The sequence below is a fragment of the Duganella qianjiadongensis genome (assembly GCF_009857915.1).
Lineage (GTDB): Bacteria > Pseudomonadota > Gammaproteobacteria > Burkholderiales > Burkholderiaceae_D > Rugamonas > Rugamonas qianjiadongensis.
The window spans coordinates 79,656-103,499 of the sequence record NZ_WWCM01000006.1 but is presented as its reverse complement, the minus strand read 5'-3'; the positions used below and the strand labels follow the sequence as shown (position 1 = coordinate 103,499).

At 62.5% G+C, this 23,844-nt stretch carries 18 protein-coding genes; 5 read left to right on the top strand and 13 right to left on the bottom strand.

Translation table 11 applies throughout. The features are described 5' to 3' along the window. Positions 1–19: 19 nt before the first annotated feature. The 7 genes from GTP27_RS10520 to GTP27_RS10490 form a co-directional block, all read right to left on the bottom strand. Complete coding sequence (locus tag GTP27_RS10520) at positions 20–3,118, bottom strand: response regulator (protein ID WP_161039138.1); 3,099 nt, start codon at positions 3,116–3,118, stop codon at positions 20–22. Positions 3,119–3,162: 44 nt separating this feature from the next. Next, positions 3,163–4,320 carry an FIST signal transduction protein gene (locus GTP27_RS10515; RefSeq protein WP_161039137.1) on the bottom strand — a complete coding sequence of 386 codons (1,158 nt, stop codon included), beginning with the start codon at positions 4,318–4,320 and terminating at the stop codon, positions 3,163–3,165. A gap of 17 nt (positions 4,321–4,337) precedes the next feature. Further along, entirely contained in the window at positions 4,338–5,417 is a 1,080-nt protein-coding gene (locus GTP27_RS10510) for an HD-GYP domain-containing protein (protein ID WP_161039136.1), read from the bottom strand. A 185-nt stretch (positions 5,418–5,602) separates the two neighbouring features. Next, complete coding sequence (locus tag GTP27_RS10505; RefSeq protein WP_161039135.1) at positions 5,603–6,505, bottom strand: FAD:protein FMN transferase; 903 nt, start codon at positions 6,503–6,505, stop codon at positions 5,603–5,605. A gap of 4 nt (positions 6,506–6,509) precedes the next feature. Next, positions 6,510–7,616, bottom strand: coding sequence for a DUF3570 domain-containing protein (locus GTP27_RS10500; RefSeq protein ID WP_161039134.1), 1,107 nt, complete (start codon positions 7,614–7,616; stop codon positions 6,510–6,512). A 14-nt stretch (positions 7,617–7,630) separates the two neighbouring features. Beyond that, complete coding sequence (locus GTP27_RS10495; RefSeq protein WP_161039133.1) at positions 7,631–7,858, bottom strand: DUF4266 domain-containing protein; 228 nt, start codon at positions 7,856–7,858, stop codon at positions 7,631–7,633. Then, positions 7,855–8,370 carry a TlpA family protein disulfide reductase gene (locus GTP27_RS10490; protein ID WP_308495238.1) on the bottom strand — a complete coding sequence of 172 codons (516 nt, stop codon included), beginning with the start codon at positions 8,368–8,370 and terminating at the stop codon, positions 7,855–7,857. The genes GTP27_RS10495 and GTP27_RS10490 overlap by 4 nt, the downstream gene beginning before the upstream one ends. 283 nt (positions 8,371–8,653) lie before the next feature. On the opposite strand from GTP27_RS10490, the gene GTP27_RS10485 reads away from it, so the two are divergent. Continuing rightward, positions 8,654–10,141 (top strand): DUF4214 domain-containing protein, encoded by a 1,488-nt coding sequence (locus GTP27_RS10485; protein ID WP_161039132.1) that lies wholly within the window; start codon positions 8,654–8,656, stop codon positions 10,139–10,141. Positions 10,142–10,182: 41 nt separating this feature from the next. Here the strand turns inward: GTP27_RS10485 and GTP27_RS10480 are convergent, their stop codons facing one another. The 4 genes from GTP27_RS10480 to GTP27_RS10465 form a co-directional block, all read right to left on the bottom strand. Next, complete coding sequence (locus GTP27_RS10480) at positions 10,183–10,542, bottom strand: flagellar protein FlaG (protein ID WP_161039131.1); 360 nt, start codon at positions 10,540–10,542, stop codon at positions 10,183–10,185. Between the two features lie 188 nt (positions 10,543–10,730). Then, positions 10,731–11,831 carry a pyridoxal phosphate-dependent decarboxylase family protein gene (locus GTP27_RS10475; protein ID WP_161039130.1) on the bottom strand — a complete coding sequence of 367 codons (1,101 nt, stop codon included), beginning with the start codon at positions 11,829–11,831 and terminating at the stop codon, positions 10,731–10,733. Between the two features lie 153 nt (positions 11,832–11,984). Further along, positions 11,985–12,440 carry a type 2 periplasmic-binding domain-containing protein gene (locus GTP27_RS10470; RefSeq protein ID WP_202416680.1) on the bottom strand — a complete coding sequence of 152 codons (456 nt, stop codon included), beginning with the start codon at positions 12,438–12,440 and terminating at the stop codon, positions 11,985–11,987. Then, positions 12,440–13,537: a putative porin gene (locus GTP27_RS10465; RefSeq protein WP_161039129.1), complete on the bottom strand. Its 1,098-nt coding sequence runs from the start codon at positions 13,535–13,537 to the stop codon at positions 12,440–12,442. Before GTP27_RS10465 ends, GTP27_RS10470 begins: the two co-directional genes overlap by 1 nt. Positions 13,538–13,598: 61 nt before the next feature. On the opposite strand from GTP27_RS10465, the gene GTP27_RS10460 reads away from it, so the two are divergent. Both GTP27_RS10460 and GTP27_RS10455 read left to right on the top strand, forming a co-directional pair. Continuing rightward, entirely contained in the window at positions 13,599–15,332 is a 1,734-nt protein-coding gene (locus tag GTP27_RS10460; RefSeq protein ID WP_202416679.1) for a sensor histidine kinase, read from the top strand. A 13-nt stretch (positions 15,333–15,345) separates the two neighbouring features. Continuing rightward, the gene (locus tag GTP27_RS10455) at positions 15,346–16,710 is read left to right on the top strand and encodes a sigma-54-dependent transcriptional regulator (RefSeq protein WP_161039127.1); all 1,365 of its coding nucleotides are present in this window, start codon (positions 15,346–15,348) and stop codon (positions 16,708–16,710) included. A gap of 21 nt (positions 16,711–16,731) precedes the next feature. Here GTP27_RS10455 and GTP27_RS10450 read toward each other — a convergent pair whose 3' ends face one another. Then, positions 16,732–17,808: a GNAT family N-acetyltransferase gene (locus GTP27_RS10450; RefSeq protein ID WP_161039126.1), complete on the bottom strand. Its 1,077-nt coding sequence runs from the start codon at positions 17,806–17,808 to the stop codon at positions 16,732–16,734. A gap of 102 nt (positions 17,809–17,910) precedes the next feature. Continuing rightward, entirely contained in the window at positions 17,911–19,302 is a 1,392-nt protein-coding gene (gene bcaP / locus GTP27_RS10445; RefSeq protein WP_161039125.1) for a branched-chain amino acid transporter BcaP, read from the bottom strand. Positions 19,303–19,570: 268 nt separating this feature from the next. On the opposite strand from bcaP, the gene GTP27_RS10440 reads away from it, so the two are divergent. Both GTP27_RS10440 and GTP27_RS10435 read left to right on the top strand, forming a co-directional pair. Further along, on the top strand, positions 19,571–20,710 hold the full coding sequence (locus GTP27_RS10440; RefSeq protein WP_161039124.1) for a glycerate kinase: 1,140 nt from the start codon (positions 19,571–19,573) through the stop codon (positions 20,708–20,710). Positions 20,711–20,760: 50 nt separating this feature from the next. Next, the gene (locus GTP27_RS10435; RefSeq protein WP_229633658.1) at positions 20,761–23,823 is read left to right on the top strand and encodes a PAS domain-containing hybrid sensor histidine kinase/response regulator family protein; all 3,063 of its coding nucleotides are present in this window, start codon (positions 20,761–20,763) and stop codon (positions 23,821–23,823) included. Positions 23,824–23,844: the final 21 nt, after the last annotated feature.

Here is a 23,844-nt window from a genome sequence, read left to right as displayed (position 1 = left end):
CCTGGGCTGCGTGGCAGCGCTAGTCCAGTGCCAGAGCGCCGCGCAGTGCCTGGGCCAGCAGCATGAACTCTTTTTCCATGGCGGCAATGCGCGGCTCCAGCTGGCTGCCGGCCAGCCCCTGTTCGATCTGGTTGGCCATGTCGGCCAGTGGCTGGGCATAGAAGATGGCTGCATTGCCCTTGATCGAGTGGGCCATGCGCGTGACCGTGGCATGATCGCCTGCGGCCACGGCGGCGCGCAGCGCGGCGAAATCCTGCGGGAAGATCTGCAAGGCCTGTTCGCCCACTATCTCCAGCACTTCCTGTTCGGTCTCGCGCAGAGCGCGGGCGTAGTCGAAACTGGCCGCTTGGTTCGGCCGCGGGTGGTAGAGCTCCAGCACGGCGCGCAACTGATCGCGTTTGAACGGCTTGGTCAGATAGCCGTCCATGCCGGCTGCGAGACAGCGCTCCTTGTCGCCCTGCATGGCGTTGGCCGTCATGGCGATGATAGGCGTACGCGGCCCCTGTTCCTTGGCGCGGAACAGGCGGGTGGCTTCCAGCCCGTCGATCACCGGCATCTGCATGTCCATCAGCACCAGATCGAAGCGCTGGCTGGATAGGCGGTCCAGCGCTTCGCGGCCATCCTGCGCCAGCGTGATGCGATTGCCCCAGCGCTCCAGCAGTGTAATGGCCAGACGCTGGTTGGAGGGATGGTCTTCCACCAGCAGGATGTCGAGCGGCGCCAGCTGGCGTGCTTCGGCGTCGCGCTCGGTCGGCGTGGCAGCCTGCTGCGGCTGCAGGGGCTGGGCACCCACGGCCAGCAGCAGCGCGTTGGCCAGATCGCCCTGCAGTACCGGCTTGGTGATAATGTGGCTGACGCTGACTTCGCGCCAGCGTTCGCTACTCAGGCTGGCGGTGGGCGCCATCACTACCAGCGGCACGCGCTGCTGCGCTGGTAGGGCATTGATGGCGGCCGCCGTTTCGGCACTATGCTGGTCGTGCAGCAGGGCGTCCAGCAGTACACAGGCATAGTGGCCGCCCGGGTGACGCAGCAGCTCCAGCGCAGCGGCGCCACTGCTCACGGAGGTGACGCGCACCTGCCATTGCACCAGCGTGTCGGCCAGTATCTGGCGGCAGCTATCGTTACCCGCTACCAGCAGAATGTGTTGCTCTGCCAGTGCGCCCAGCTGGCTGGACAGGCGTGGCGGCGTATCGCTGCCGGGGCAGCGGAACTGGGCGGTGAAATGGAAGGTGCTACCCACGCCTTCGATGCTCTCGACCCAGATCCGGCCGCCCATCAGCGACACCAGATAGCTGGAGATCGTCAGGCCCAGCCCTGTGCCGCCGTAGTGGCGCGTGGTGGATGTATCGGCCTGCTCGAAGGCTTCGAAGATGGCGGCCTGCTTGGCCGCCGGAATGCCGATGCCGCTATCCTGTACCGAGAAATGCAGCGTGCCGTGATCGTCGTAGCGCTCGGCCAGTTCCACCCTTACGATGACTTCGCCCTGGCGGGTGAACTTGATGGCATTGCCGACCAGATTCATCAGAATCTGGCGCAGGCGGCCGCCGTCCCCCACCACGTAGGCTGGCACTTCGGGTGCGATATAGCAGCCGAATTCCAGCCGCTTGCTGTTCTCCTGCTCGGCCAGTACCTTGAGCGTACTGCCCACCATGTCCTGCAGGTCGAAGCGGGTTTCGTCGATTTTGAGTTTGCCGGCCTCGATCTTGGAAAAGTCGAGGATGTCGTTAATGATGGTCAGCAGCGCTTCCGTCGAGGATTTACTGATGGTCAGGTATTCGCGCTGTTCCGGCGTGAGGCTGGTATCGAGCGCCAGTTCCGTCATGCCGAGGATGCTGTTCATCGGCGTGCGGATTTCATGGCTCATATTGGCCAGGAAGTCGCTTTTGGCGCGCGTGGCCGCTTCCGCTGCTTCCTTGGCCAGCAAGGCTTCGCGCTCCAGATTCTTGCGTTCGGTGATGTCGGCAATGGTGCCCACCAGCCCGGCCACTTCACCGTCAGGCCGCGTCAGCAAGGCTTTCTGGTAGATGCCTTCGCGCTGGCGGCCGTCCGTGGTAGGAATCAGTGCTTCGAAGGTCTGCAGTTCTTCGCCGGCGAACAGGCGGCTGTCGTAGCCATCGTGCATGGCCGCGCCTTCCGGCGTCAGCAGGTCATACACGGTCTTGCCCAGAATGTCGGCGCGCTTGACGTTGAAGAACTGCTCGAAAGCGGGATTGACCTGCTGGTAGCGCCGCTGGGCGTCTTTGACGTAGACCGGCAGCGGTATGGCCTCGAACAGCTCTTCGACGAAGTGCAGCTGTTCCTGCAGGCGTTCCATCAGGGCATGGTGGGCTGTGATATCCGTACGGATCGCCACGTACTGATACGGTTCGCCGTTATCGTCGAGGAAAGGCACGAGGGTAGCGTGCACCCAGTACAGACTGCCATCCTTGGCGCGGTTGCAGACCTGGTTGTCCCACACCCGCCCGGAACGGATAGTTTCCCACATGTTGGTGAAAAACTCCCTGGGGTGGTGGGTCGAATTGATCAGGCGGTGATTGGCGCCTATCAGCTCCTCGCGGCTGTAGCCGGAGACGCTGCAGAAGCGCTCGTTGGCATAGGTGATGTTGCCATCGGGGTCGGTGATACTGATGATGGCATGCTGGTCCATCGCGAACTTCTGGTTCTCCAGTGCGCGCTGGGCCTGGCGCAAAGCCTGTTCGCCGGCGCGGCGCTGCTGTACCAGTTCGTTGATCAGTTCCACCACGTCGTACAGGTCGCCGCTGCGGCCATCGGCGCCATCCGGATCGTCCTGCAAGGCCTGCGCCGTTTCGCGCAGCAGGGCGATGGCGCTTTCGCGCCGCGCCAGCTCCTGCCGCTGGCGGGTATTCGCTTCGGTCAGTTCGCGCGAGCTCAGTTCCAGACTGCGGGTGCGCAGATCGAGATCGCGGTCATACTGCTCGTAGGTGCGCACCACACGTTCGAATAGCTCGCCCATTCCCTGCAGTCCCTGCCGCACACTGGCCGGCAGTCCGGGGTTATCGCCCAGCACCTGCAGCGCGTCCAGAAACGCCTGTAGCTGCTGGCTATCTTCGATGCCGGTAGTGCGCTTTAACTGACGCAGGAATGTCTTATGCTGCAATGTGTGGCTCCCCTTGTGACCGGATCAGCGGATCCGGTCCCGCTTTACTCGGTCTCGCTGATGGTAGTGATGGTCATGGTCTGGTTGTGTACTTCGCAGGCCACGCCCGGCGCAAACGGGGTAATTTCGCCATACGAGTAGAAGCCGGTAGCGCTGGCATGTTTGCCCAGCACGGCGCTCACGGCTTCGATTTCTTCCTCTACCCGGTCGCCCATCACCAGCTTGCGGCCTACGCAGGACACCAGCAGGGCAAGATGATCCGATGCGGGCTGCTGCATGCTGACGGTTTTTTCCGCTGCCACTTCTGCGCCGTCGATCAGCGCGTCGGTTGATGCCTGCATCAGGCGCAGGAAGCCGCCCTGATGGATGGCGCCGGCCAGCAGCAGCGAACCATTGGCTTCGTCCACCCCGAGGATGGTGCGGATCAGACCCACTTCGGACAGATCGTCGCCCAGCATCTCGAACGGGAACAGCAGACCCGACGCGGGCAGGTCGCGCGCATAGTCGCCCAGATAGCGCTTGTACACCTCCAGCGCCGGTTCGTTATCGAGTTCATACAGCAGATTGCCTTCGCAGCGCGTCACGCAGCGGGCCGGGCCGAAAGCGCGCCAGCCGCCGAAGAAGCCGTGACCGATCTTCAGCTGATCGCCCGCCAGCCCCACGGCCACCACGCCGCGCGGCGAAATGCCCTTGCTGCCTATGGTCCAGGTCTGCTGGAAAGCGCCATTGTCGCCCGCCAGTCCGCCCATGATAGGCAAGGAGGAGCCTAGCGCAGCCGTCATGCCGGCCACCAGTGCGCTGCCATTGACGGCCACGCCGGGGGCAAACACCAGCACGCCACGCAGATCGGGACTGGCCAGTGCCTTGCCCACTTTCTGACCCGCTGCATAGGACGCTTCCATGCCGGTCAGTTCGGTCGCAGCAGAAAGCACGCGGGCATGCTTGAAGTGCAGCGCCGTCACCACCGCGGTATCTTCCTGCACGCAGGCGCCGGCAATTTCACCTGCGGTGGAACAGCCCAGCAGCTGCGCGGCGGGGAAGGCTGTCGACAGCTGCGCCGCCAGGCGTTCGGGGCCGCCTTCGGCGCTGAAGAATTGCGGCGCTGCGAACACCAGCACCAGCTGCGGTGCAATGGCGCTCAGAGGGGCGAGGGCGGCGGCAATGTCGTCGCCCGGTTTGAAGCTGGCTTGCTTGATCTGCATGGCGGAGGCTCGCTGGATTAGGTAGGGCTGGTTGCACCCGATTCACTGGTTTCGCAGTGGTCGATGCCGATATGTTCACGGACTTTCAGCACCTCGTCCCATACCTTGAGGAAGGCTGCCACGCAGTCCGGGTCGAAGTGGTTGCCGCTGTTCTCGATCAGGAAGTTGCGCGCGCGGTCGAGTTCCCACGCCCGCTTGTAAGGCCGGGCCGAGGTCAGCGCGTCGAATACATCGGACACGGCGACGATGCGGCTGAACAGCGGTATCTCCTTGCCGCGCAGGCCGCGCGGGTAGCCGCTGCCGTCGAATTTCTCGTGGTGGCATAGCGCGATCTCGGCCGCTGCATCGAGGATGGGCGAAGGGCTGTTGCTGAGGATAGCGTAGCCGATCTCGGCGTGCTGCTTCATGATGAAGAATTCGTCCGGATCGAGCCGGCCCGGTTTCAGCAGAATATTGTCGGGAATGCCGACCTTGCCGATGTCGTGCATGGGCGCCGCTTCCAGCAGCAAAGTCTGATCCGCTACGCTCAGGCCCATTTCTGCGCCTACCAGTTTGGCGATATGGGCCATGCGCAGGATGTGGTTGCCCGTCTCGGGATCACGGTATTCGGCCGCCCGGCTCAGACGCACGATGGTGTCGCGTTCGCGTTCGATGATGGCGCGGGTGGCTTGCGCCACTTCCTCGGACAGCAGCGCGGCGCGGTCGGCCAGCAGGCGCTGGCTGCGCCGCATGGTGGCCATGTTGCGGATGCGGGCGATGAATTCGCTCTTGTCCACGGGTTTGTTGAGGAAGTCGGTCGCGCCCGATTCCAGCGCGGCCACGCGCACCTGCTTCTGGTCGTTCGCGGTAATCATAATCACCGGCACATCGCGCATATGCGGCATGCGGCTGATGCGTTTGACCACTTCGATACCGTCTGGCGCGGGCATCATGTAATCGACGATAACGATATCGGCGCCGTGCTGCTCGCACCAGTTCAACGCCTCGGCCGAGACATTGAAACATAGCGGATCCAGTCCGTCGATGCGCGCAACGAAATTCTTGAACAGGGAGAGATTAATCTCCGAATCATCGACAATGACAACGGAAAGCTTCATAGGTCCAGACAAAAGTGAAAAGACGGCCAAACTACCTTGTTTCACCCCGAATATAGATGGTGGCTTCTAAATAAGCAATGGCTGTAGGAAATATACAGCGGGACTGCGCACCAGTGTTGCGCCCTGGCGTTGCCGGGCAGTGCAGGGCGGCGCGTTGGCTGCCGTGAAGGTGGCCAAATCTTGATCTATGCCGTCTGGTGGCGCACTGCCTGATGCGGCTGTCCAGACTGGTCTATGGCCAGATAGCTGTAGCCCGCGTCAGCCAGATAGGCCAGACCTTCTTGCTGTTTTAGCATGGCGATGGTGCTGACGCCGCCAGCCACTATCGCCAGTGGCGCCAGTACCGTGACCGACCGCCAGTGCCGCACGGGCTGGCCGTCGCGCGGATCGAGGATGTGGCAGTAGCGCTGTCCGTCCAGTTCGAAATAGCGTTCGTAGTCGCCGCTGGTGGTGAGCGCACCCTGGGTGACGGGTATGCTGGCCACTAGCCGGTCGCGCTGGCGCGGGTCCTGTATGCCGATCTGCCACGGCGCGCCGCTGGGCCGCGGGCCGAGGATGCGGAAGTCGCCCGCCAGATTGACGTAACCGTGCGCCACGCCGTGCTGGCGCAGCACATCGGCGGCACGGTCGGCCGCGTATTCCTTGCCGTAGCCGCCAAAGTCCAGCTGCATGCCGGCCTGCGGCAGATACACCTGCGTGCCGCTGCGTTCCACCCGCTGCCAGCCTATCAGTTGCACACACGCTGCCAGCAGCTCGGGATCGGGCAGGCGCGGCTGGCGGAAATCCCATGCCTGCCGCAATACACCCGAGGTGATATCGAATAGTCCCTCGCTGGTCTGGTAAAGCTCGTCGGCAAATTGCAGAAGTGCCAAAGTTTCGTCGTCACAGGCGACGGCGCAAACGCCGGCGGCCTGATTGATCCGCCCCACGATGCTGTCGGCACGGTAGCGTGAATACTTGTGTTCGATGCGGGCCACTTCAGCCATGGCAGCGCCCGCCAGCGCCTGGGCCTGCGCGAGATCAGGTGCAGCCAGCACGATTTCGCACTGGCTGGCCATGGCCGCGAAGGGCAGGCGGAAGATCTCCATGCGCTCAGAACTGGCGGGTCAGCGCGAACTGCAGGATGCGGGCGCGGAATGGTGCCAGATTGCGGCTAGCCGTCGACGACCAGGCCCAGCTGCTGCGCTGTTCGTAGTGCTGGGCGCGCAGATCGATGCTCCATAGCCCCAGTTTCTTGCCCACTGTCAGGCCCAAAGTACGGGCGCCATAGGCCGCCAGCCTCTGCTCTTCCGTGTAATAGGTGGCCGTTGCCGGCGGATTGGTGGGGAAAGGATCGAAACTGCTGTCATGTTCGACATAGAAGTCGGCAGCGCTCTGGCTGTACAGGCGCAGCAGCGGCGTCACGGTCCAGCCGCCGGCCAGCGGCTGCACATATTCGGCCGTCAGCGTATGGGCGTGGATGGCAAAGCTATCCTGATAGTAGCGGTAGCTGAGGCGGCTGGTGCCGCCGCTGGCCTCCAGATGGTGGTTCCAGCGCAGCAGCACGGTGTGATGGTTGCGCGTGCGCGGGCGCTGGTCGAAGATCTTGTAGGGATCACTGAAGTAGCCCTTGCCGCGCGAATGGCCCACCAGCAACTGGGCCAGATCGTGGGTGCCCAGCACCTGCGTCCAGCCCAGCGACAGGTCGAGTACGTTCTTGCGCTCGTTCGTCACGATCTGGTTGCTCGGGTCTATGCTGTCATGCAGGACGTTCAGGCCAGCGTTCCATGTGGTGTTCTTGTCCTCGGTGGACAGGGTACCGGCCAGACTCAGGCCGCGCGAGACATAATCCGATTCGGCCGAATAGCTGGCGCCTACGGTGGCCGTGGTGAGGTCGGTGTAATGGGTGACGCTGAGATCGCTTGCGCGGCGCTGGTCGTGCAGGCGCGTCAGGGCTTCCGTGTGGTTGGCCGGCGAAGCGCCCGTGATGCTGTCGACGATGTGGTTGGCGCTGACCGACCATGCATTGCCGAGCGGCGTCATCAGGCTGACTTCAGGCGCCGTCACGCGCACCCGGTTGGCGCCCGGCTGACTGTCTTGGTAGTCGAGGTATTTAAAGGCCAGCGTGCCGTTTTCAGGCGGTGCTTCGGCCTGTGCCGACAGCAGGGGCAGGCTCAGGGCTGCGGCCATCAGGCCATGGCGGGACATACTCTGGGTCATGGTATGGCTCCCCGTCAGTAGCAGCCGCAGCCGCCGCCGTTGGCACCGCTACCGCCGGAAGCGCCTTCGCGGCTGGAGTAGATGTGCTCGTTAAATTCGTTGCCGATATTGTCGCCGGCAAAAGTCATTTCCGGCTTGGCCAGTAGGCCTTTCTGCCACGGCTGGACCGGGCTGATGCTGCTGCAGGCGTTCAGCAGCAGGCAGGCGGCCAGCATGGCGCCGCTGGTAAAAAGAGCTTTCATGGCGTAACTCCCAGTGCGGTAGTAATCTGGCGCTCCAGTTCGGCGCGGGCGCCCGGATTGAAGCCTGCGTGCACGCTGATGACTTTGCCGTCCGGCCCGATCAGCACACTGCTGGGCATGCCCTTGATACGATACTGCTGGGCTGAAGCGCCGGCCGGATCATAGGCGATGGTAAATTGTGCCGGCACGCTGGCGAGGAAGGTACGGGCGTCTTCGGCCTTGGCATCGAGATTGACGGCGATGACCTGTAAGCCGCGCGCACCGTATTTGGCCTGCATATCATTCATCCACGGGAAGGACTGTTTGCAGGGGCCGCACCATGAAGCCCAGAAATCCAGATAGACGGTCTTGCCCCTGTAGTCGCCGAGCTTGATGTTGCCCTGCGCACCAGGCAGATCGAAAGCGGGCGCCATGCTGCCGGCGTCGATAGACGCGGCACGGGCCAGGGGGAACAGGCTGACGAGCATCAGCAGTCCGAGAGTGCGGCGCAGGCGGTGAGTGTGTTGTGGCATGGCATCAGCTTGGCGTAGTGAAAATGCATCTTTTCAAGCAATTTTGATGCCATAAGGGAAGAAAGGCAAGCGGTGTGTTCTCGTTCACGCAATCTGCTGATAGTCGCGCTAGCGTTAAAGTGAATTACTGCAATAATTACTGACAGAATTTGCAGTGTGCAAAAGTTTGCAGAGGTGGTTACGCAGGAGGAGACCGCATAGTACAGTGCGGGCACGTCACTTGCTTTGTACTGGGACAAGTGATTAAACCGGACGCATGCGTCGTGACTAGCGGAGGTAGTAAATGGCAACAATAACGGGCACAGCCAATAACGATTCCTGGACTGTAGTACAGGCTGGAACGTTCACACTCGATGGTCTGGGTGGGGTGGACACCCTGTATCTGGGCACGTCCAAGCTCACTGACTATGTGCTGGCACAGCAAAGCGATGGCTCGGTGACGGTCGACAGCGTGTCCGGCGCATCGTCGGCGCTGCACGCAAAGCTGTACAACATCGAGAAGCTGGTCTTCAGCAGTGGCCGCACGACCATTGATCTGACAACGTATTTCGGCGATACCATCGCGCCTGCGCTAGTCAGCAGCAGCCCCGCCAACGGCGCCAGCAAGGTGGCGGTCGATGCCAATCTGGTCTTCACTTTCAGCGAAGCTGTCAAGTTCGCCACCGGCAGCATACAGTTGCAGACGGCTGCTGGCGATGTGGTGGAGACCTATGCGGCGGGCAGCAGTGCGGTCACCATCAGCGGCAGCACGCTGACCATCAATCCGACTGCCAATCTGCAGGCAGGCAGCGGCTACAAGCTGGTGATAGGCGCCACGGCGCTCAGCGATAGCGCGGGCAATGCCTACGCCGGGCTGAGCGAAAGCTTTACTACGCTGGCTCCCGACCATGCACCTACCGGCGGCGTCAGCATCAGCGGTACGGCGCAAGCGGGTCAGCAACTGACCGGCAGCAACAACGTGGCCGATGCCGACGGACTGGGTGCCTTCAGCTATCAGTGGCTGGCCAATGGTGTTGCCATCAGCGGCGCAACCGGCAGCACGCTGACGCTAGCAAATGCGCAGGCCGGTACGGCGGTGAGCGTACAGCTTTCCTACACGGATGGCGCCGGCTATCTGGAGAAGCTGAGCAGCACTACTACCGGCCTGGTGGGTGGCGTGTACACGGGCACGGCTGGCAACGATGTGCTGACCAGCAGCGCCGGCAATGACCAGATCGACGGCGGCGCGGGCATAGATAAAGTTGTGGTGCACGGTAACCGTGCCAGCTACACCCTGGCTGCCAGCGCTAGCGGCTATACGCTGAGCGACAAGGCAGGGCTGGACGGCAGTGATACGCTGACGGGTGTGGAACGTATCCAGTTTGCCGATGCCACGCTGGCGCTCGATGTCGGCGGCGTAGGCGGCCAAGCTTATCGTCTGTATCAGGCTGCGTTCAACCGCACGCCCGATAGCGGCGGCCTGGGTTTCTGGATCTACCAGATGGACAAGGGCATGGCGCTCAATGAAGTGGCGGGCTATTTTGTCACCAGTAAGGAATTCACCGATATGTATGGCAGTAATCTGAGCAACGCTGCCTTTATCGACAAGCTGTACCAGAATGTGCTGCACCGCTCGGGCGATGCAGGCGGCGTAGCCTTCTGGCTTAACTATATGGATAACGGCGGCGGCACGCAGGCGCAGGTGCTGGCCTACTTTGGCGAGAGCGCGGAAAACGTCAGCACGCTGGCCACCACCATAGGACAGGGCTTTACCTATACCCCTTACGGCTGAGCATGGGGAAAACTGCCGGTGCCCCCCTGTGCCGGCAGGACTCAGGCCTCGCCCTTGAGCAGCAGGCCGGTCTTGCTCTGTAAATCCTTGCCGATGTCGAGCGCCTGTTGCGACGGGAACTGGCGCAGCACTTTCTTGGTTTCCGTGTCGACCACTTTGATGACGGATGCGCCGCTGCTGTCGTCGATGCTGAACTGCACTTCGCTGTTATCTTTGAGGTAACGGTTAATGGCATCAACCGAATTTTTCAGCTGATTCTTGTCCAGCGTCACGGGCGCGGCACTGGCTGGTGGCGTATTGCCGGCAGAAGCGGCCTGAGTTGCAGCGTGAGATGGCTCGGCTACCTTGACATCGCTCGTCCAGGTCTGACCGTTCGGGCTAGTAATCGGAGTGAGTTTCATCGCTTGCTCTTTCAAAAAATGTGGCCGTGCGGTCTGCTGATGCCGGGTAGGGCTGGCAGCGCTATTTTTTTTACCGCTTCTGTCAGTCATATCGGCGGCAGCCACAGAAATTGAAGGGGCAGACAGGCATACTGCACAGTTTTTTTTTGCGATGCGCAGAGTGGCGAGAAAGAAATATTTAATTAAAATCAAGCTGTTAGCGTGCGGGGGCTGGCGGCCACCCGCTGGCGCCGCTGCTGCTGGCCAGCCGCAAGCAGGGCTGCTACCAGGTGCTCGATCTGTTCCGGCGTCTGGCTGGCATCCTGTACCACCACCCGGATAGCCTGCTGACGCCGCACGCGGCAACTGCTGATGCCGAAACGGCTATTCTGCAGGAGCGCGACGATGGCCTGATTGATGGCATCGGGCTGATCGCCCAGATAGCGCAGGCATACCACGTTGAGCGTCACTGGCAGCAGCAGTTCCAGTGCCGGCTGCTGCTGTACTGCCATGCCCAGTCGGCGTGCCAGCGCGCAGCAGCGCGAGATGTCGCGACCCAGACGGGCGGGGGCGGGGGCCTGCTGCTGCCATTGCACTAGTGCCCGTAGCCCTATAGCGAGCTGTGCGCCAGCGTCGACGCTAGACGGCGCTGCGGCAGATGGCGCGGTGATCTCGCGGCCCAGCAGAATGGCGGTGGCATAGGGCTGCAAACCCCAGCGATACAGGTCGAAGGCCAGCGTGTCGGCCAGTTCCATGCCGGCCAGCAGCGGCGCCAGATCGCCTGCCAGCCGGGCCAGGGCGCCGTAGCTGGCGTCCAGATGCAGCCATAGCCCCTCGTCGCGGGCGATGGCGGCGAGACGGCCCAGAGCATCGATGGTGCCGTTTTCACTATTGCCCGCGGCGGCGCAGATAAGGAAGGGCTCAAGGCCGGCCTCGCGGTCGGCCCGTATGGCCGTCTGCAGCAGGTCGCAGCGCAGCCGTCCGGCACCATCGGTGGCTATCTGGCGCAAGGCGGCACTGTCATAGCCGGCCAGTTCGAATGCCACGGCAACGCTGCCATGCGCCATGTCCGAAGTGTAGGCCACCAGCCGCTGACGGTTGATGGCAGCGCAGCGTGCAATGCGCGCCTGCGCCAGCCCGATGGCGTGCAGGTGGGCTTGCGAGATGGAGGGAAAGTAGTCGGTGCTGCCATGATGGTCAAAGCCGGTCAGCCGGCGCAGGCTCCCGCCTAGCGCCGTCAGGTCGGGCAGGGCGGTGACGACGGCAGCTGGCCAGCGGGGCGTTTCGGCAGACAGGGTTTGGGCAAGCATGACAGGTTCCGGAGAGCGCGGCGCATGCCCGTGCATACGCCTTTCGGAACTAAGTAACGCAAAATCGGTGCCAGCTTTTCAGGTAGAGAATCCGGCAAGCTGGCCACCATGGCTTGCAGCGTACTGCAAATTCTGTCGCCAGAGTTTGCAGTGCTAGTGGCTACAGTTGCTGCTGCCGTCGAGGCGGAACAGCACGCTGACGCGGTGGTCGACGCTGCAGACTGAAATATAGCCTATCGCCCCCGGGGTGCTGGCAACTAGCCGGATCACGGCTTCCTCCGAGCCCAGCACAAAGGGCGGCAGCACACCATGGAAATACTGGTCGCGCCAGTAGTCTTCCAGTTCTTCCGGATTGCGGCCATAGATCTGCTGGGTAAAGCTGCGCCGCAGCGGATGGCTGGCGGGCAGATTGACGGCCTGTATCCGGCTGCCGTCGTCCCAGTAGCGCTTCCTGTGCTTGAAAATCTGGGCGATTTGCTCGCGTCCCAGGCGTGGCGGAGCACTGCCGCTGGCCATGACGACGGCGAGCGCTGGTTCATCCGCTGCCGCCCACGTGGCAGGCGGGCTCAGACAGGCGAGGCCGAGCAGGAGTAGTACAAGCCGCCGCATCAGAACAGCACGCTCGCCGAAGCCAATAGTCCGCTACGCGCGCCGACCGGGCCGCTATCGTGGATGTTTTCCAGCTTGATGGATACTGCACGGCTGTAACGGTAATTCAGTCCGATCACGCTGCGCTGCAGCGACTGTTTCATCATGGGCATGCTGATGTGCTCGAGGCGGCCCACCGCGCTCAGTGGCCCCCATACAGGTACTACGCCTTGTATAAAACTGCCGTGTTCGCTATGGGCGGCACCGGCACTGGACTGGCGCCGCAAGGCTTCGCCGCTGAATTCGTAACCGTGCTTGGCCCACATGAAATCCATGGCCAGCAGGCGTTTGTACTCGCCATGCTTCCAGAACGGGCCCGGCCGGCCCGGGTTCTGCTCGAAGCGGGCCACGGATATGCCCAGTTGCAGCGTATCGCCGAGCGGCATCACGAGGCGGCCGCCGTAAGCATGGTCGAACGGAGTCTGGGTGGGGTCCGGCTGCAGCTGGCTGCCAGCCGAGTGATACAGCATGTATTCGTAGCTGCGCCCGGCGATTTCGGTATTGCCCATGGCCATGACGCCGGTGACGTTATCGGGGAACAGATCGCGGGTGAGCAGGGGACGGGCGGTAGTCCAGACCAGCGGGTCGGCATGAAGCTGATTCCAGCGGCCTATCGGGGTGAGGAATTTTCCTGCCCGCAGCGTCAGATTGTCGCTGAAACTGTAATCGAGATAGAGCCGCTCGACGGACAGAAAGCGGCTGCCCTCGCGTTCGTATTCGTGGTCGTGGTCGGCCGTATGGTTTTCCTGATTATCCCATTCGGTAAAAAATTTCAGGCGCGGGCCGATGTCGGACCACAGAAACAGGCTGAAATGGCTGACCGAGGCAGGGGTCTGCTCGTAGTCCATCTGCTGCCACTGGGCCGAGCCATAGCCGCCTATGCGCACGCCCGTGCGGCCCAGTTCCAGCCCCTCGCCCAGTACATAGCCGGGGCTGGCCGTTTCCTGCTGGGCTAGCGCAGGCAGGGGCGGGATGGCCAGCGTCAGGCCCAGTAATGCCGTCCCCAGCACAGGCGCACCGGGTTTGCGGCAGAATATTTTAATTGCGTGGAACGCCATTTGCTTTCCTTGTTTCATTCAGTCATCGTACACTAGACCAGTGAATATCAGAACGACCTTGTTGCGTGCTTTCCTCCTGCTCGGGCTGGTACCGGCCATGGTGCTGGCTGCGCTGGCCTTTTTCAAAGCGCGCCAGTCCATGCAGGACGAAATCGAACGGGGACTGGTCAATCAGGCCCATGCCGTCGCCGCCGACGTCAACAAGATCCTGTTCGAACGCTTGCAGAACGGCGCAGCCTGGAGCACTTTCGAAGTCATGCAGGATGTGCAGGTGCAGGACGTCGATAAACGTCTAAGCAATTTTCTTGCCAAATTGCAGGTTGGCTATGGCGGCGTGTACCGCCGTCTGGATGTGTTAAATAATCAGCATCAGGTGGTGGCCAGCAGCGATATGTCTGCACTGGGACAGCAATTGCCGGCCGCGCCAGTGTGGAAGCAGGTGCAGCTGGCCGGTTCGCAGCTGGTGCTGGAGCGGCCGGTGGATGCTGGCGGCGCTGCCGTGTTGCGTATCCGCGTGGCCTTGTATAACCAGTATAGCGCCAGCCGGCAGGGCGAACTGGTGCTGGCAGTGGACTGGCAGCCGGTACAGGAGCTGCTCGCTCACGCGGCACAAGGTCACGCTGTGTTGCTGCTCGATAGCGATGGCAGTGCGCTGGCAGCGGCGGGCGCCGTGGGCGAGGCCAGTCTGCAGCCTGGCCTGCAGCTGGCTGACTGGCGGCTTGAGCAGCAGGCCGAAAGCGCATTTCTGCATGCTGGGCCCGGTCCTCAGGCCAGGCCTGTGCTGGCCGGACTGGGCCGCTCGCCTGCCTATGCGGGTTTTGCCGGCGTGGGCCTGAGCGTGCTGGTGCTGCAGGAGCGCGACATGGCGCTGGCGCCGGTGCGCAATATGGCGCTGATCTCGCTGGCGATTCTGGCCTTGCTGGTGCTGGCGACGGTTGCTGCTGCGCGCAAGATCAGCGCCACCATTGCCGGCCCTATCGTGGCGCTGACGGCGTTTACCCGTAGCTATCAGCTGGGGCAGGATGTGCAGATGCAGCCGCCTGCGGCTAAAGGCGAGCTGGGTGAACTGGGCCAGGCATATGCCCAGATGATGCGCGATATCGATCAGGCGCGCGGGCGGCTGGTGAAGACTGCCAAACTGGCCGTGATCGGCGAAATGGCTGCCGTCATCATTCATGAAGTGCGCACGCCGCTAGGCATACTGCGTTCCTCGGCCCAGATGCTGCGGCGTGAAAAAGGCATCAGTGAGCAGGGCAAGGAATTGCTGGGCTTTATAGAAAGCGAGACGGCGCGGCTGAATAATCTGGTGTCGGCCATGCTCGACAGTGCCCGCGCCCGTCCGCTGTACATGGCACGCTGCGATATGCACCAGCTGGTACGGCATGCCGCCAGCCTGCTGGCCAACCAGCTCGAACAGCGCGCCATCGTCATCGAAGAAGAGCTGCGGGCCGATGATCCGTGGCTGGACGGCGACAGCGAACAGCTGACGCAAGTGCTGCTGAATCTGCTGCACAATGCCATGCAGGTGATGGCACAGGGCGGCACCATACGCATCGCGACGCTGCTCGATGGCAGCAGCATGCAGATCGAGATCGAAGACGACGGGCCGGGCATCGCAGCGGCCGACCGTAGCCGCGTGTTCGAAGCATTTTTCTTCCGCCGCGAAGGCGGAGTGGGACTGGGGCTGGCCATAGTCCAGCAGATAGTCCAGGCCCATGCAGGCGAAATCAGCGTGGATGCGGGCCGCTCCGGCGGTGCCCGTTTTATCATCCGGCTGCCGCGTAAATTATCCTGATGAATGGAGTGTGATGCTGCATCAACGTTATGTCCTCGTCGTTGACGACGAACCGAATATGCGCCGTGTGCTGGAGATCATGCTGCGCAACGCCGGCCATGTGGTGTATGGCGCTGCCAACGGGCGCGAAGCGCTGGTGCAGCTGGCCGCCCATCCGGTCGATCTGGTCCTGACCGATATGCGCATGCCCGAGCTGGACGGCATGGGGCTGCTGCGTGCCTTGCGCGAAGAAGGTAATCAGGTACCCGTCATCGTCATCACCGCCCATGGCACGGTGCAGTCGGCGGTAGAAGCCATGCGTTACGGCGCCAGCGACTACATTCTGCGCCCCTTCGATCTGGAAGCACTGGAACTGGCGATCGAACGCACGCTGGGTGAAGCGGCGCTGCAGCGCCAGAACCGCTTCATGCGCGAGGAAATCAACCGTGGCTGGGACGAGTTTGTCGGCACCAGTGCGCCCATGCGCGAGGTGTATGGCCTGATCCAGCAGGTGGCGCCCACCAAGGCTTCGGTGATGATCGCCGGCGAAACCGGTACCGGCAAGGAACTGGCAGCACGTGCGATCCACAATGCTTCGCCGCGGCGCGACAAGCTGTTTGTACCGATTAATTGCGCCGCCATTCCGGCCGACATGCTGGAGGCGGAGCTGTTCGGCTACGATAAGGGCGCTTTCACGGGCGCGCTCAAGGACCGCATCGGTAAATTCGAACTGGCCAATGAAGGCACGGTGTTTCTGGACGAGCTGACGGAAATGCCGATGGCTTTGCAGACCAAACTGCTGCGCTTCCTGCAGGACAATATGATCGAGCGCTTGGGCAGCAACCGCCGCCAGGAGCTCGATCTGCGCATTATCGCGGCCACCAATCGCCGCCCGCTGGACGCTGTGCGTCAGGGTACGCTGCGTGAAGACCTGTACTACCGGCTGAATGTATTTCCGGTGGCGCTGCCGCCGCTGCGCCAGCGCAAGGAAGATATTGCCGCGCTGGCCCGCCATTTCGCCCGCAAGTTCGGCTACCGTGGCGCGCATGAAGAATTGCTTGAAGAGGCGGTACTGCAGGCGTTGCACGACTATGACTGGCCCGGCAATGTGCGCGAATTGCAGAACGTCATGGAGCGCGCGCTGGTGCTGAGCGGCGGGGCAGCACCGCGCGCCAGCCACTTCTCGCTGCAGGCCAGTCCGCCTGCGGCTGGCAGTATCAGTGCAGCGCCGGAGGTGGGACCGCTAGGCCCTGCGGTGGAACAGTTCGAAGCGCGCCTGATCGAGCAGGCCTTGCGCGAAGCTGGTGGCAGCAAGCCCCGTGCAGCCGCTGCGCTCGATATCAGCGAACGCACGCTGTGGTACAAACTGAAAAAATTGTGGCCGCGCGATAATCCCTGAACCGCTGCCTGCGCAGGCAGGCTAGCGCGCCTGCACCTGCCGCTTCAGGCACTGCTGTATGGCTGTCCGCAAGCGGTGCCATAGCCTGTACGCATGATGGGCTGGCGTGCGGCGCAGCAGCAACACATGACTGCGCTGGCAGATCTGGTTGGCCGACTGGTAGCCCTGGGCCGGCTCGCCATAGCCGAATTCCACTTTGCTGAGCTGGGTCTGATCGGCCAGGTAGGCCATTACCATTTGCAGGATGCTGGTGCCAGCCGATAGCGCATGCCATTGCGGCGCCGGCAGTATATTGAACAGGTGATACGAGGTAGTGGCCTGCAGTCCCAGTATCACGCCGCAGCAGCGCGTACCGGCGTCGACCCGAAAGCACAGCAGCAGGCCTTGCTGCGCCAGTGTCTGCATTTCCGTCTCGCTCCACAAATGCCGCAGCCGTTCAGGCGGGCAGCAAGCCTGCAGGCCTTGCTGCAGCACTGGCAGATCCTGTAGTTCGGCAATCACCTGCAAAGCCAGTTCGCTGCCTGCAGCTTGCGCCAGCTGGCGCTGCTGCCGTTTCAGGTTGTAGCGCCGCTTGCTGCCCAGTAGTGCCAGATAGTCGGCATAGCTGCGCGGCAGGATCAGACTATGACAGTTGCGCCAGCCGTGCAGGGGCAGGGCCAGCAATTGTCGGCTGCGCTGCAGATGCCGCCAGATGGCGTGGCTGGCTGGCAGGGCGGGGTAGACCAGCGCCTGTATCTGGGGGAACTCGGCGTAGAGAAAGGCATGCAGTGCGTCGAGCAGGACGGGTTCAGGTTCCAGCAATGGACTGCTGCCCAGCATGATCAGCTGCGCGCCCTTGTGCGGCCAGCGACTGCCAGTGCTGGTCAGCATAAGGGGAACCAGACCCAGACGCTGTCGCGTAGCCGCCTGATAGGCGCCGTACAGATAGAAGCTGTGGCCTTCACTGGCACCGGAGGCGAGAAAATTCGCGAAGGCGGGAGTCTGGTAAATGGCTTCGCTACTGCTGCTGGCAGCGGCCAGTTGGTGCCATTCATGGCGCAAGGCCGTGTCGCTGGCGTGGCCGTCAAGCCGTTGGAACAGGTAGGGAGAGGTGGGCATGGTGGCCAGACATTCGCATATCTGGCCGCTGTGCCGTTTGCGCTAGATCGAAGCGGCGCGCGCTTCGATCGGGCAGCTTGGCCGGAAGTCCGGCCGCGTGGCTTATTTGTTCAGCAGCGAGTGCCTGCGGGCATAGCCGAAATACACAGCCAGACCCAGCAGCAGCCAGATGCCGAAAGCCACCCAGGTGAAGGCGCTCAGGTAGACCATCAGCATGATGCAGAAGGCTACTGCCAGTGCCGGCACCACGGGTACGCCCGGGCAGCGGAAGGCGCGCTTCAGATCAGGACGCTTTTTGCGCATGATGATCACCGCCACCGAGACCAGACTGAAGGCCGCCAGCGTACCGATGTTGATCAGCTCGGTCAGCACGTTCAGCGGCACGACTGCAGCGATCAGGCCGAAGATGATGCCCACCAGCCAGGTAGCGAAGAATGGCGTTTTCAGGCGTGGGTGCACGTTCGACAGACGCTTGGGCAGCAGGCCGTCGCGCGACATGGCGAAGATGATACGGGTCTGGCCGTAAGCCATCACCAGAATCACGGTGGTCATGCCCAGTATGGCGCCCAGATCGACGAAGCCGGCGAACCAGTTTTCCCCGGCATGTTTGAGTGCCAGCGAGACAGGGTGGTCTATGCCGAGGAACTGCTGGTAAGGCACGATGCCGGTCATGATGGCCGACACGATTACATACAGCACGGTACAGGCAGCGAGCGAACCGATAATGCCGATAGGCAGATCGCGTTCAGGGCGTTTGACTTCTTCCGCAGCCGATGTCACCGCGTCGAAACCGATGAAAGCAAAGAATACCAGCGCGGAAGCGGTCAGCATGCCATGGTAGCCGAACGGCATGAATGGCTGCCAGTTAGCCGGTTCCACGTGGCGCGCACCCACCAGTATGAACAGCAGCACCACGCCTATCTTGATGGCCACCATGATATTGTTGAGGCGGGCCGATTCGCGTACGCCCCAGCCCAGCATGGCGGTCAGCACCAGCATGATGCACAGCGCGGGCAGGTTGATATAGGTGGTCACGCCCGGCAGCGCGCCCGGCGCAGCCGTCAGCTCCACCGGCAGGTGCAGGCCGAAACCGGCGATCAGCGACTGGAAGTAGCCGGACCAGCCTACCGATACGGCCGACGTTGCGAGACCGTATTCGAGCAGCAGGTCCCAGCCTATCATCCACGCGGCCAGTTCGCCCAGCGTGGCATAGGTGTAGGTGTAGATGGAGCCAGCCACCGGAACGGTGGAGGCGAATTCCGCATAGCACAATGCCGCAAAGCCACAGGCGATAGCGGCAACGATGAAGGACAGGGTGAGCGCGGGGCCAGCCGTGACAGCGCCGGTACCGGTCAGAACGAAGATGCCGGTGCCGACAATGGCGCCGATACCCATCAGTATCAGGTCGAACGGACCCAGAACTTTTGCCAGACCGCCAGGTTTGCGGCTGTGGGCGATCATCTCATCGAGATTCTTGGTGCGAAATAGGCTCATGTGACTCCAGTCTTATTGTAGTGGTTCCTTACCCGTATCAGCCTTGTGGGCACGGGCAACGGCAGATCATACAGCAGAAAAGCAGGCGTGCCGAGAAATGGCGGCTTTTACAACGATGATATATCGACCAGTGTTGTTGCCCGGCGTAGCAAGTACGCCACAGTCGAGCTCCTTTTGGTACGATAAGCGCTTTAACCGGCACGCACAGTCTGCCTGCGGCGGTTAGTAACACCAGCCCGACTGTCGTTCTTAAGCAACGCTAAAAAATATGAAAATAGTTATTGCGCCTGATTCGTTCAAGGAAAGCCTGTCCGCTCTGGAGGTGGCCAGTGCAATCGAAGCGGGTTTCCGCGAGATCTATCCGGCGGCCGACTACCATAAACTGCCCATGGCCGATGGTGGCGAAGGAACGGTGCAGGCGCTGATCGACGCCAGCGGCGGCCAGCGCATAGAACGCACAGTAGCCGGCCCGCTGGGCCAGCCGGTGCAGGGCTTCTATGGCCTGATGGGCGATGGGTGCACTGCCGTGATCGAAATGGCTGCCGCCAGCGGGCTGGAGCTGCTGGCGCCGCAGCAGCGCGATGCGCTGCACGCCAGCACTTATGGCACCGGCCAGTTGATCCGCGCTGCGCTGGACGCCGGTGCGCGCCACTTCATCCTCGGGGTGGGCGGCAGCGCCACCAATGACGGCGGTGCCGGCATGCTGCAGGCACTGGGTGCGCGGCTGCTGGCCGCGGACGGGCAGGAACTGCCCGGCGGTGGCGCCGCACTGGCGCAGCTGGATCAGATAGAGCTGAGCGGCTTCGATGCGCGGCTGGCGCAAAGCAGCTTCCAGATTGCCTGCGATGTGGATAATCCGCTGGTGGGACCGCATGGCGCTTCGGTCATCTTCGGCCCGCAGAAAGGCGCGACGCCTGAACAGGTGCTGCAGCTCGATAGCGCGCTCCGCCACTATGCAGCGGTGCTGGAGCGCCAGTTCGGCCAGCAGGTGGCCCATCTGCCCGGCGCCGGCGCCGGTGGCGGCATTGGGGCGGCAATGCTGGTGTTCCTGCGCGGTAGTTTGCGGCCCGGTAGCGACATTGTGGCGCAAGCCGTCGGGCTGGCGGAGGCTATCGCCGATGCCGATCTGGTACTGACCGGGGAAGGCCGGGTGGATGGCCAGACCGTGCACGGTAAAACGCCGATCGGGGTGGCGCGCCTGGCACAGCGCTACGGCAAGCCGGTGGTGGTGATAGGCGGCTGTCTGGGTAGCGGCGTCGAACTGGTCTACCAGCACGGCATTGCCGCCAGTGTTGCTGCGGTCAGCCGGCCGTGCACGGTGGCGCAGGCGCTGGCCGAGGCGCAACAGAATGTGCGTCTGGCGGCACGAAATGTTGCGGCGCTGCTCAAGCTGGGGCAGGGCCTGTAGTATGGCGCCGGAGCTTGTGCTAGATTTGTTTATATGAAAATATTTTTGTCATGATGAGCGATTCTGCCAAGCAGCCCCTGCCTACCATACGGGCGCAGATCTATGCGCTGGTGTGGGCCTGCGTGGTACCGGCCTTGATCGGGCTGGCACTACTGGCGAACAATTTCTATGAACGCGAACGCGACCAGATCCAGCTGGAGTCGCTGATCACGGCGCGCGCGCTGGCGCAGGCGGTGGACCGCGATCTGAATACCGGCATCACCATGGCGATGGCGCTGTCGCACGACGTCAGTCTCGACAACGGCGATCTGGCCAGCTTCTATCATCTTGCCAGCAAGGCGCTGCGGCCGGAATTCCCCGGCTTTAATTTTGTGCTCAGCGACAGCCAGTCGGTACAACTGCTCAATACGGCCCGGCCTTTCGGTACACGCCTGCCTGACCCCGGCAGTTTCGAACGTATCAATCAGGTATTCCAGACGGGACGCACGCTGATTTCCGATGTGTTTATCGGTGGCGCCCTGCAGCGGCCGCTGGTGGCGGTGCATGTGCCGGTGATCCGCGAGGGCAAGGTGCTATACGTGTTGTCCGTTGCTTTCCTGCCCGAACGGCTGGGCAAGATACTGAGCGAGCAACATCTGCCCGAAGGCCGCGTGGCCGGCATCTTCGACCGCCACGGGGTGATCGTGGCGCGTTCCCACCAGCCGGAAAAATTTATCGGCAAATACGGTTCGGCCTCGCTGCTGGCGGGCATGAGCGATAAAGGCGAAGCGGCCATCCGCACCACCACGCTGGAAGGCACGCCCGTGTATTCGATGTACAGCCATTCGCAGATGTCGGGCTGGGCGGTGGTCATCGGCGTGCCGCGCAGCACGGTGCTGGCGGAAATGCTCGCGTCGATACGCTGGATTAGTCTGGGAGTGATCGTGCTGCTGTCGCTGGGGATTACGGGCGCATGGTATTTTGCCCGTCGTATCGAGCATTCGGTGCGCGCCCTGTCCGTGGCGGCCAGCGCGCTGGGCAAGAATGGCCAGCTGCAGCAACTGGTGCTGAAACCGCAGTTCCGTGAAGCGGATGAAGCCATGCAGACGCTGCAGTCAGTCGAGGCCGAACTGCAGCATTACCGCCATCAGCTGGAAAGCGCGATCGAAGCACGCACTTCCGAATTGCAGCAGGCCCGGCGCGATGCCATCGACAAGGAAACCCGTACCCGTACCGTAATGGATAACGTGGGCGACGGCATTATTACCATGACGGCGGATGGCCGCATCGCTTCGTTTAACCGGGCCGCCAGCAGCATCTTCGGCTATAGCGCCGAGGAAGTGCTGGGGCAGGAACTCACCTGTCTGATGCCCGAGCCCATGCGCGCTGCGCATCAGGCCGGCGTGGCGCGCTATCTGGCCGGCTTTGTGCCGACGGTGGTGGGGCGTAACAACATCGAGCTGCAGGGTTTGCACAAGAATGGCCACACCTTTTTGCTGGAGCTCTCTATCCGTGCCCTGTTCGTCGAAGGCCAGCACCTGTTCGTCGGCATTCTGCGCGATATCACGGAGCGCAAACGGGCCGAGCGCGATCTGCGTCACGCCATGGAGCAGGCACAGATTGCCAGTGCGGCCAAAGATGTTTTCGTTGCCAATATGAGTCACGAGCTGCGCACGCCGATGAATGCCGTGCTCGGCATGGCGCATCTGCTGGCGACCACAGGCCTGACGCCGGAGCAGCGCCGCTATCTGGAGATGATACGGGCTTCCGGCCAGTCGCTGCTCGGCATCCTGAACGATATTCTGGACTTCTCCAAAATGAGTGCCGGTAAGATCGAGGTGTATCCGGCGCCGTTCGAGCTCGACGATGTGCTGCATGCGCTGGCCAGCATCATGAGCATCAATGTGGGCGAGCGTAATCTGGAACTTTGCCTGGGGGTGGCGCCCGATGTACCGCGCGAACTGATAGGCGATGCCCTGCGTCTGCAGCAGATACTGGTCAATCTCACCGGCAATGCCATCAAATTCACCGAACAGGGCGAAGTGGCCGTACTGGTCGAGCGTACCGAAGCGCTCGGCGGCTCGGTCCAGCTGCGTTTCACCGTACGCGATACCGGCATAGGCATGACGGAGGAGCAGATGGCCCGCTTGTTCTCGCCCTTCGTGCAGGGCGATCTATCGACCACGCGCCGTTATGGCGGTACGGGCCTGGGACTGACGATTTCCAAAGGACTGATCGAATTGCTCGGTGGTGGTGTGTCGGTGCAGAGCCAGCCGGGGCAGGGCAGTACTTTCCAGTTCACCTTGCCGTTCCAGCTGGCGCCCCAGTTAGGCCCGCTGCGTACGGCCCAGCCGCGCCATTTGCTGATCGTCGACGATAACGCCACCAGCCTGTCGTATCTGCAAATGACGCTGCAAGCCTGGGGCTGGACCAGTGTGAGCGTGAATAGCGGTGCCGATGCGCTGGCGCACCTGTGCAGCGGTGCGCGCTTCGACGTGGTGCTGGTCGACTGGCAATTGCCGGATATGACGGGGCCAGCATTGATCAGTGCGGTGCGGCAGGAGTTTGGCGTACCACTGGTCTGCATGGTCAATGCGTTCGGCCGCAGCAAGCTGACGCTGGAGATGAGTGCAGGCGCTGCGCCGGAATTCCTGACCAAGCCAGTTACCGCTTCCAGCCTGTACGATGCGGTGCAGACAGTGCTGGCGTCGCCATCCTTGTCTAGGGACGCAACGGCTACACCGGCGGCGCCGCAACTGCTGGCGGATGCCCGTCTGTTGCTGGCGGAAGACAATCTGATCAATCAGGCAGTGGCCAGAGGCATACTGGAGCAGGCTGGGGCGCAGGTGACCGTTGCTGCCAACGGCGAAGAAGCACTGGCGCTGTTACGCAGCGGCCAGCAGTACGACCTGATCCTGATGGATGTGCAGATGCCGGTGATGGATGGCTACTCGGCCACGCGTGCCATCCGCGCCGAATTGCGGCTAAGTCTGCCCGTGCTGGCCATGACGGCCGGCGTCATGGCGTCGGAACGGGAGCAATGTGTGGCGGCCGGCATGGACGACTTCATCGGCAAGCCGCTAGATGTCGAGCAGATGCTGGCAACCATCGTGCGCCATCTACCGCTGGCCTGAGCGTGCCCGGTTTGTGTACTG

What these genes read in the sequence shown, in the direction of transcription:
- GTP27_RS10515 (WP_161039137.1), bottom strand. Translation starts at nt 4,320, where the DNA reads ATGCAGATCAAGCAAGCCAGCTTCAAACCGGGCGACGACATTGCCGCC.
- GTP27_RS10510 (WP_161039136.1), bottom strand. Translation starts at nt 5,417, where the DNA reads ATGAAGCTTTCCGTTGTCATTGTCGATGATTCGGAGATTAATCTCTCC.
- GTP27_RS10505 (WP_161039135.1), bottom strand. Translation starts at nt 6,505, where the DNA reads ATGGAGATCTTCCGCCTGCCCTTCGCGGCCATGGCCAGCCAGTGCGAA.
- GTP27_RS10500 (WP_161039134.1), bottom strand. Translation starts at nt 7,616, where the DNA reads ATGACCCAGAGTATGTCCCGCCATGGCCTGATGGCCGCAGCCCTGAGC.
- GTP27_RS10495 (WP_161039133.1), bottom strand. Translation starts at nt 7,858, where the DNA reads ATGAAAGCTCTTTTTACCAGCGGCGCCATGCTGGCCGCCTGCCTGCTG.
- GTP27_RS10490 (WP_308495238.1), bottom strand. Translation starts at nt 8,370, where the DNA reads ATGCCACAACACACTCACCGCCTGCGCCGCACTCTCGGACTGCTGATG.
- GTP27_RS10485 (WP_161039132.1), top strand. Translation starts at nt 8,654, where the DNA reads ATGGCAACAATAACGGGCACAGCCAATAACGATTCCTGGACTGTAGTA.
- GTP27_RS10480 (WP_161039131.1), bottom strand. Translation starts at nt 10,542, where the DNA reads ATGAAACTCACTCCGATTACTAGCCCGAACGGTCAGACCTGGACGAGC.
- GTP27_RS10475 (WP_161039130.1), bottom strand. Translation starts at nt 11,831, where the DNA reads ATGCTTGCCCAAACCCTGTCTGCCGAAACGCCCCGCTGGCCAGCTGCC.
- GTP27_RS10470 (WP_202416680.1), bottom strand. Translation starts at nt 12,440, where the DNA reads ATGCGGCGGCTTGTACTACTCCTGCTCGGCCTCGCCTGTCTGAGCCCG.
- GTP27_RS10465 (WP_161039129.1), bottom strand. Translation starts at nt 13,537, where the DNA reads ATGGCGTTCCACGCAATTAAAATATTCTGCCGCAAACCCGGTGCGCCT.
- GTP27_RS10455 (WP_161039127.1), top strand. Translation starts at nt 15,346, where the DNA reads ATGCTGCATCAACGTTATGTCCTCGTCGTTGACGACGAACCGAATATG.
- GTP27_RS10450 (WP_161039126.1), bottom strand. Translation starts at nt 17,808, where the DNA reads ATGCCCACCTCTCCCTACCTGTTCCAACGGCTTGACGGCCACGCCAGC.
- bcaP (WP_161039125.1), bottom strand. Translation starts at nt 19,302, where the DNA reads ATGAGCCTATTTCGCACCAAGAATCTCGATGAGATGATCGCCCACAGC.
- GTP27_RS10440 (WP_161039124.1), top strand. Translation starts at nt 19,571, where the DNA reads ATGAAAATAGTTATTGCGCCTGATTCGTTCAAGGAAAGCCTGTCCGCT.
- GTP27_RS10435 (WP_229633658.1), top strand. Translation starts at nt 20,761, where the DNA reads ATGATGAGCGATTCTGCCAAGCAGCCCCTGCCTACCATACGGGCGCAG.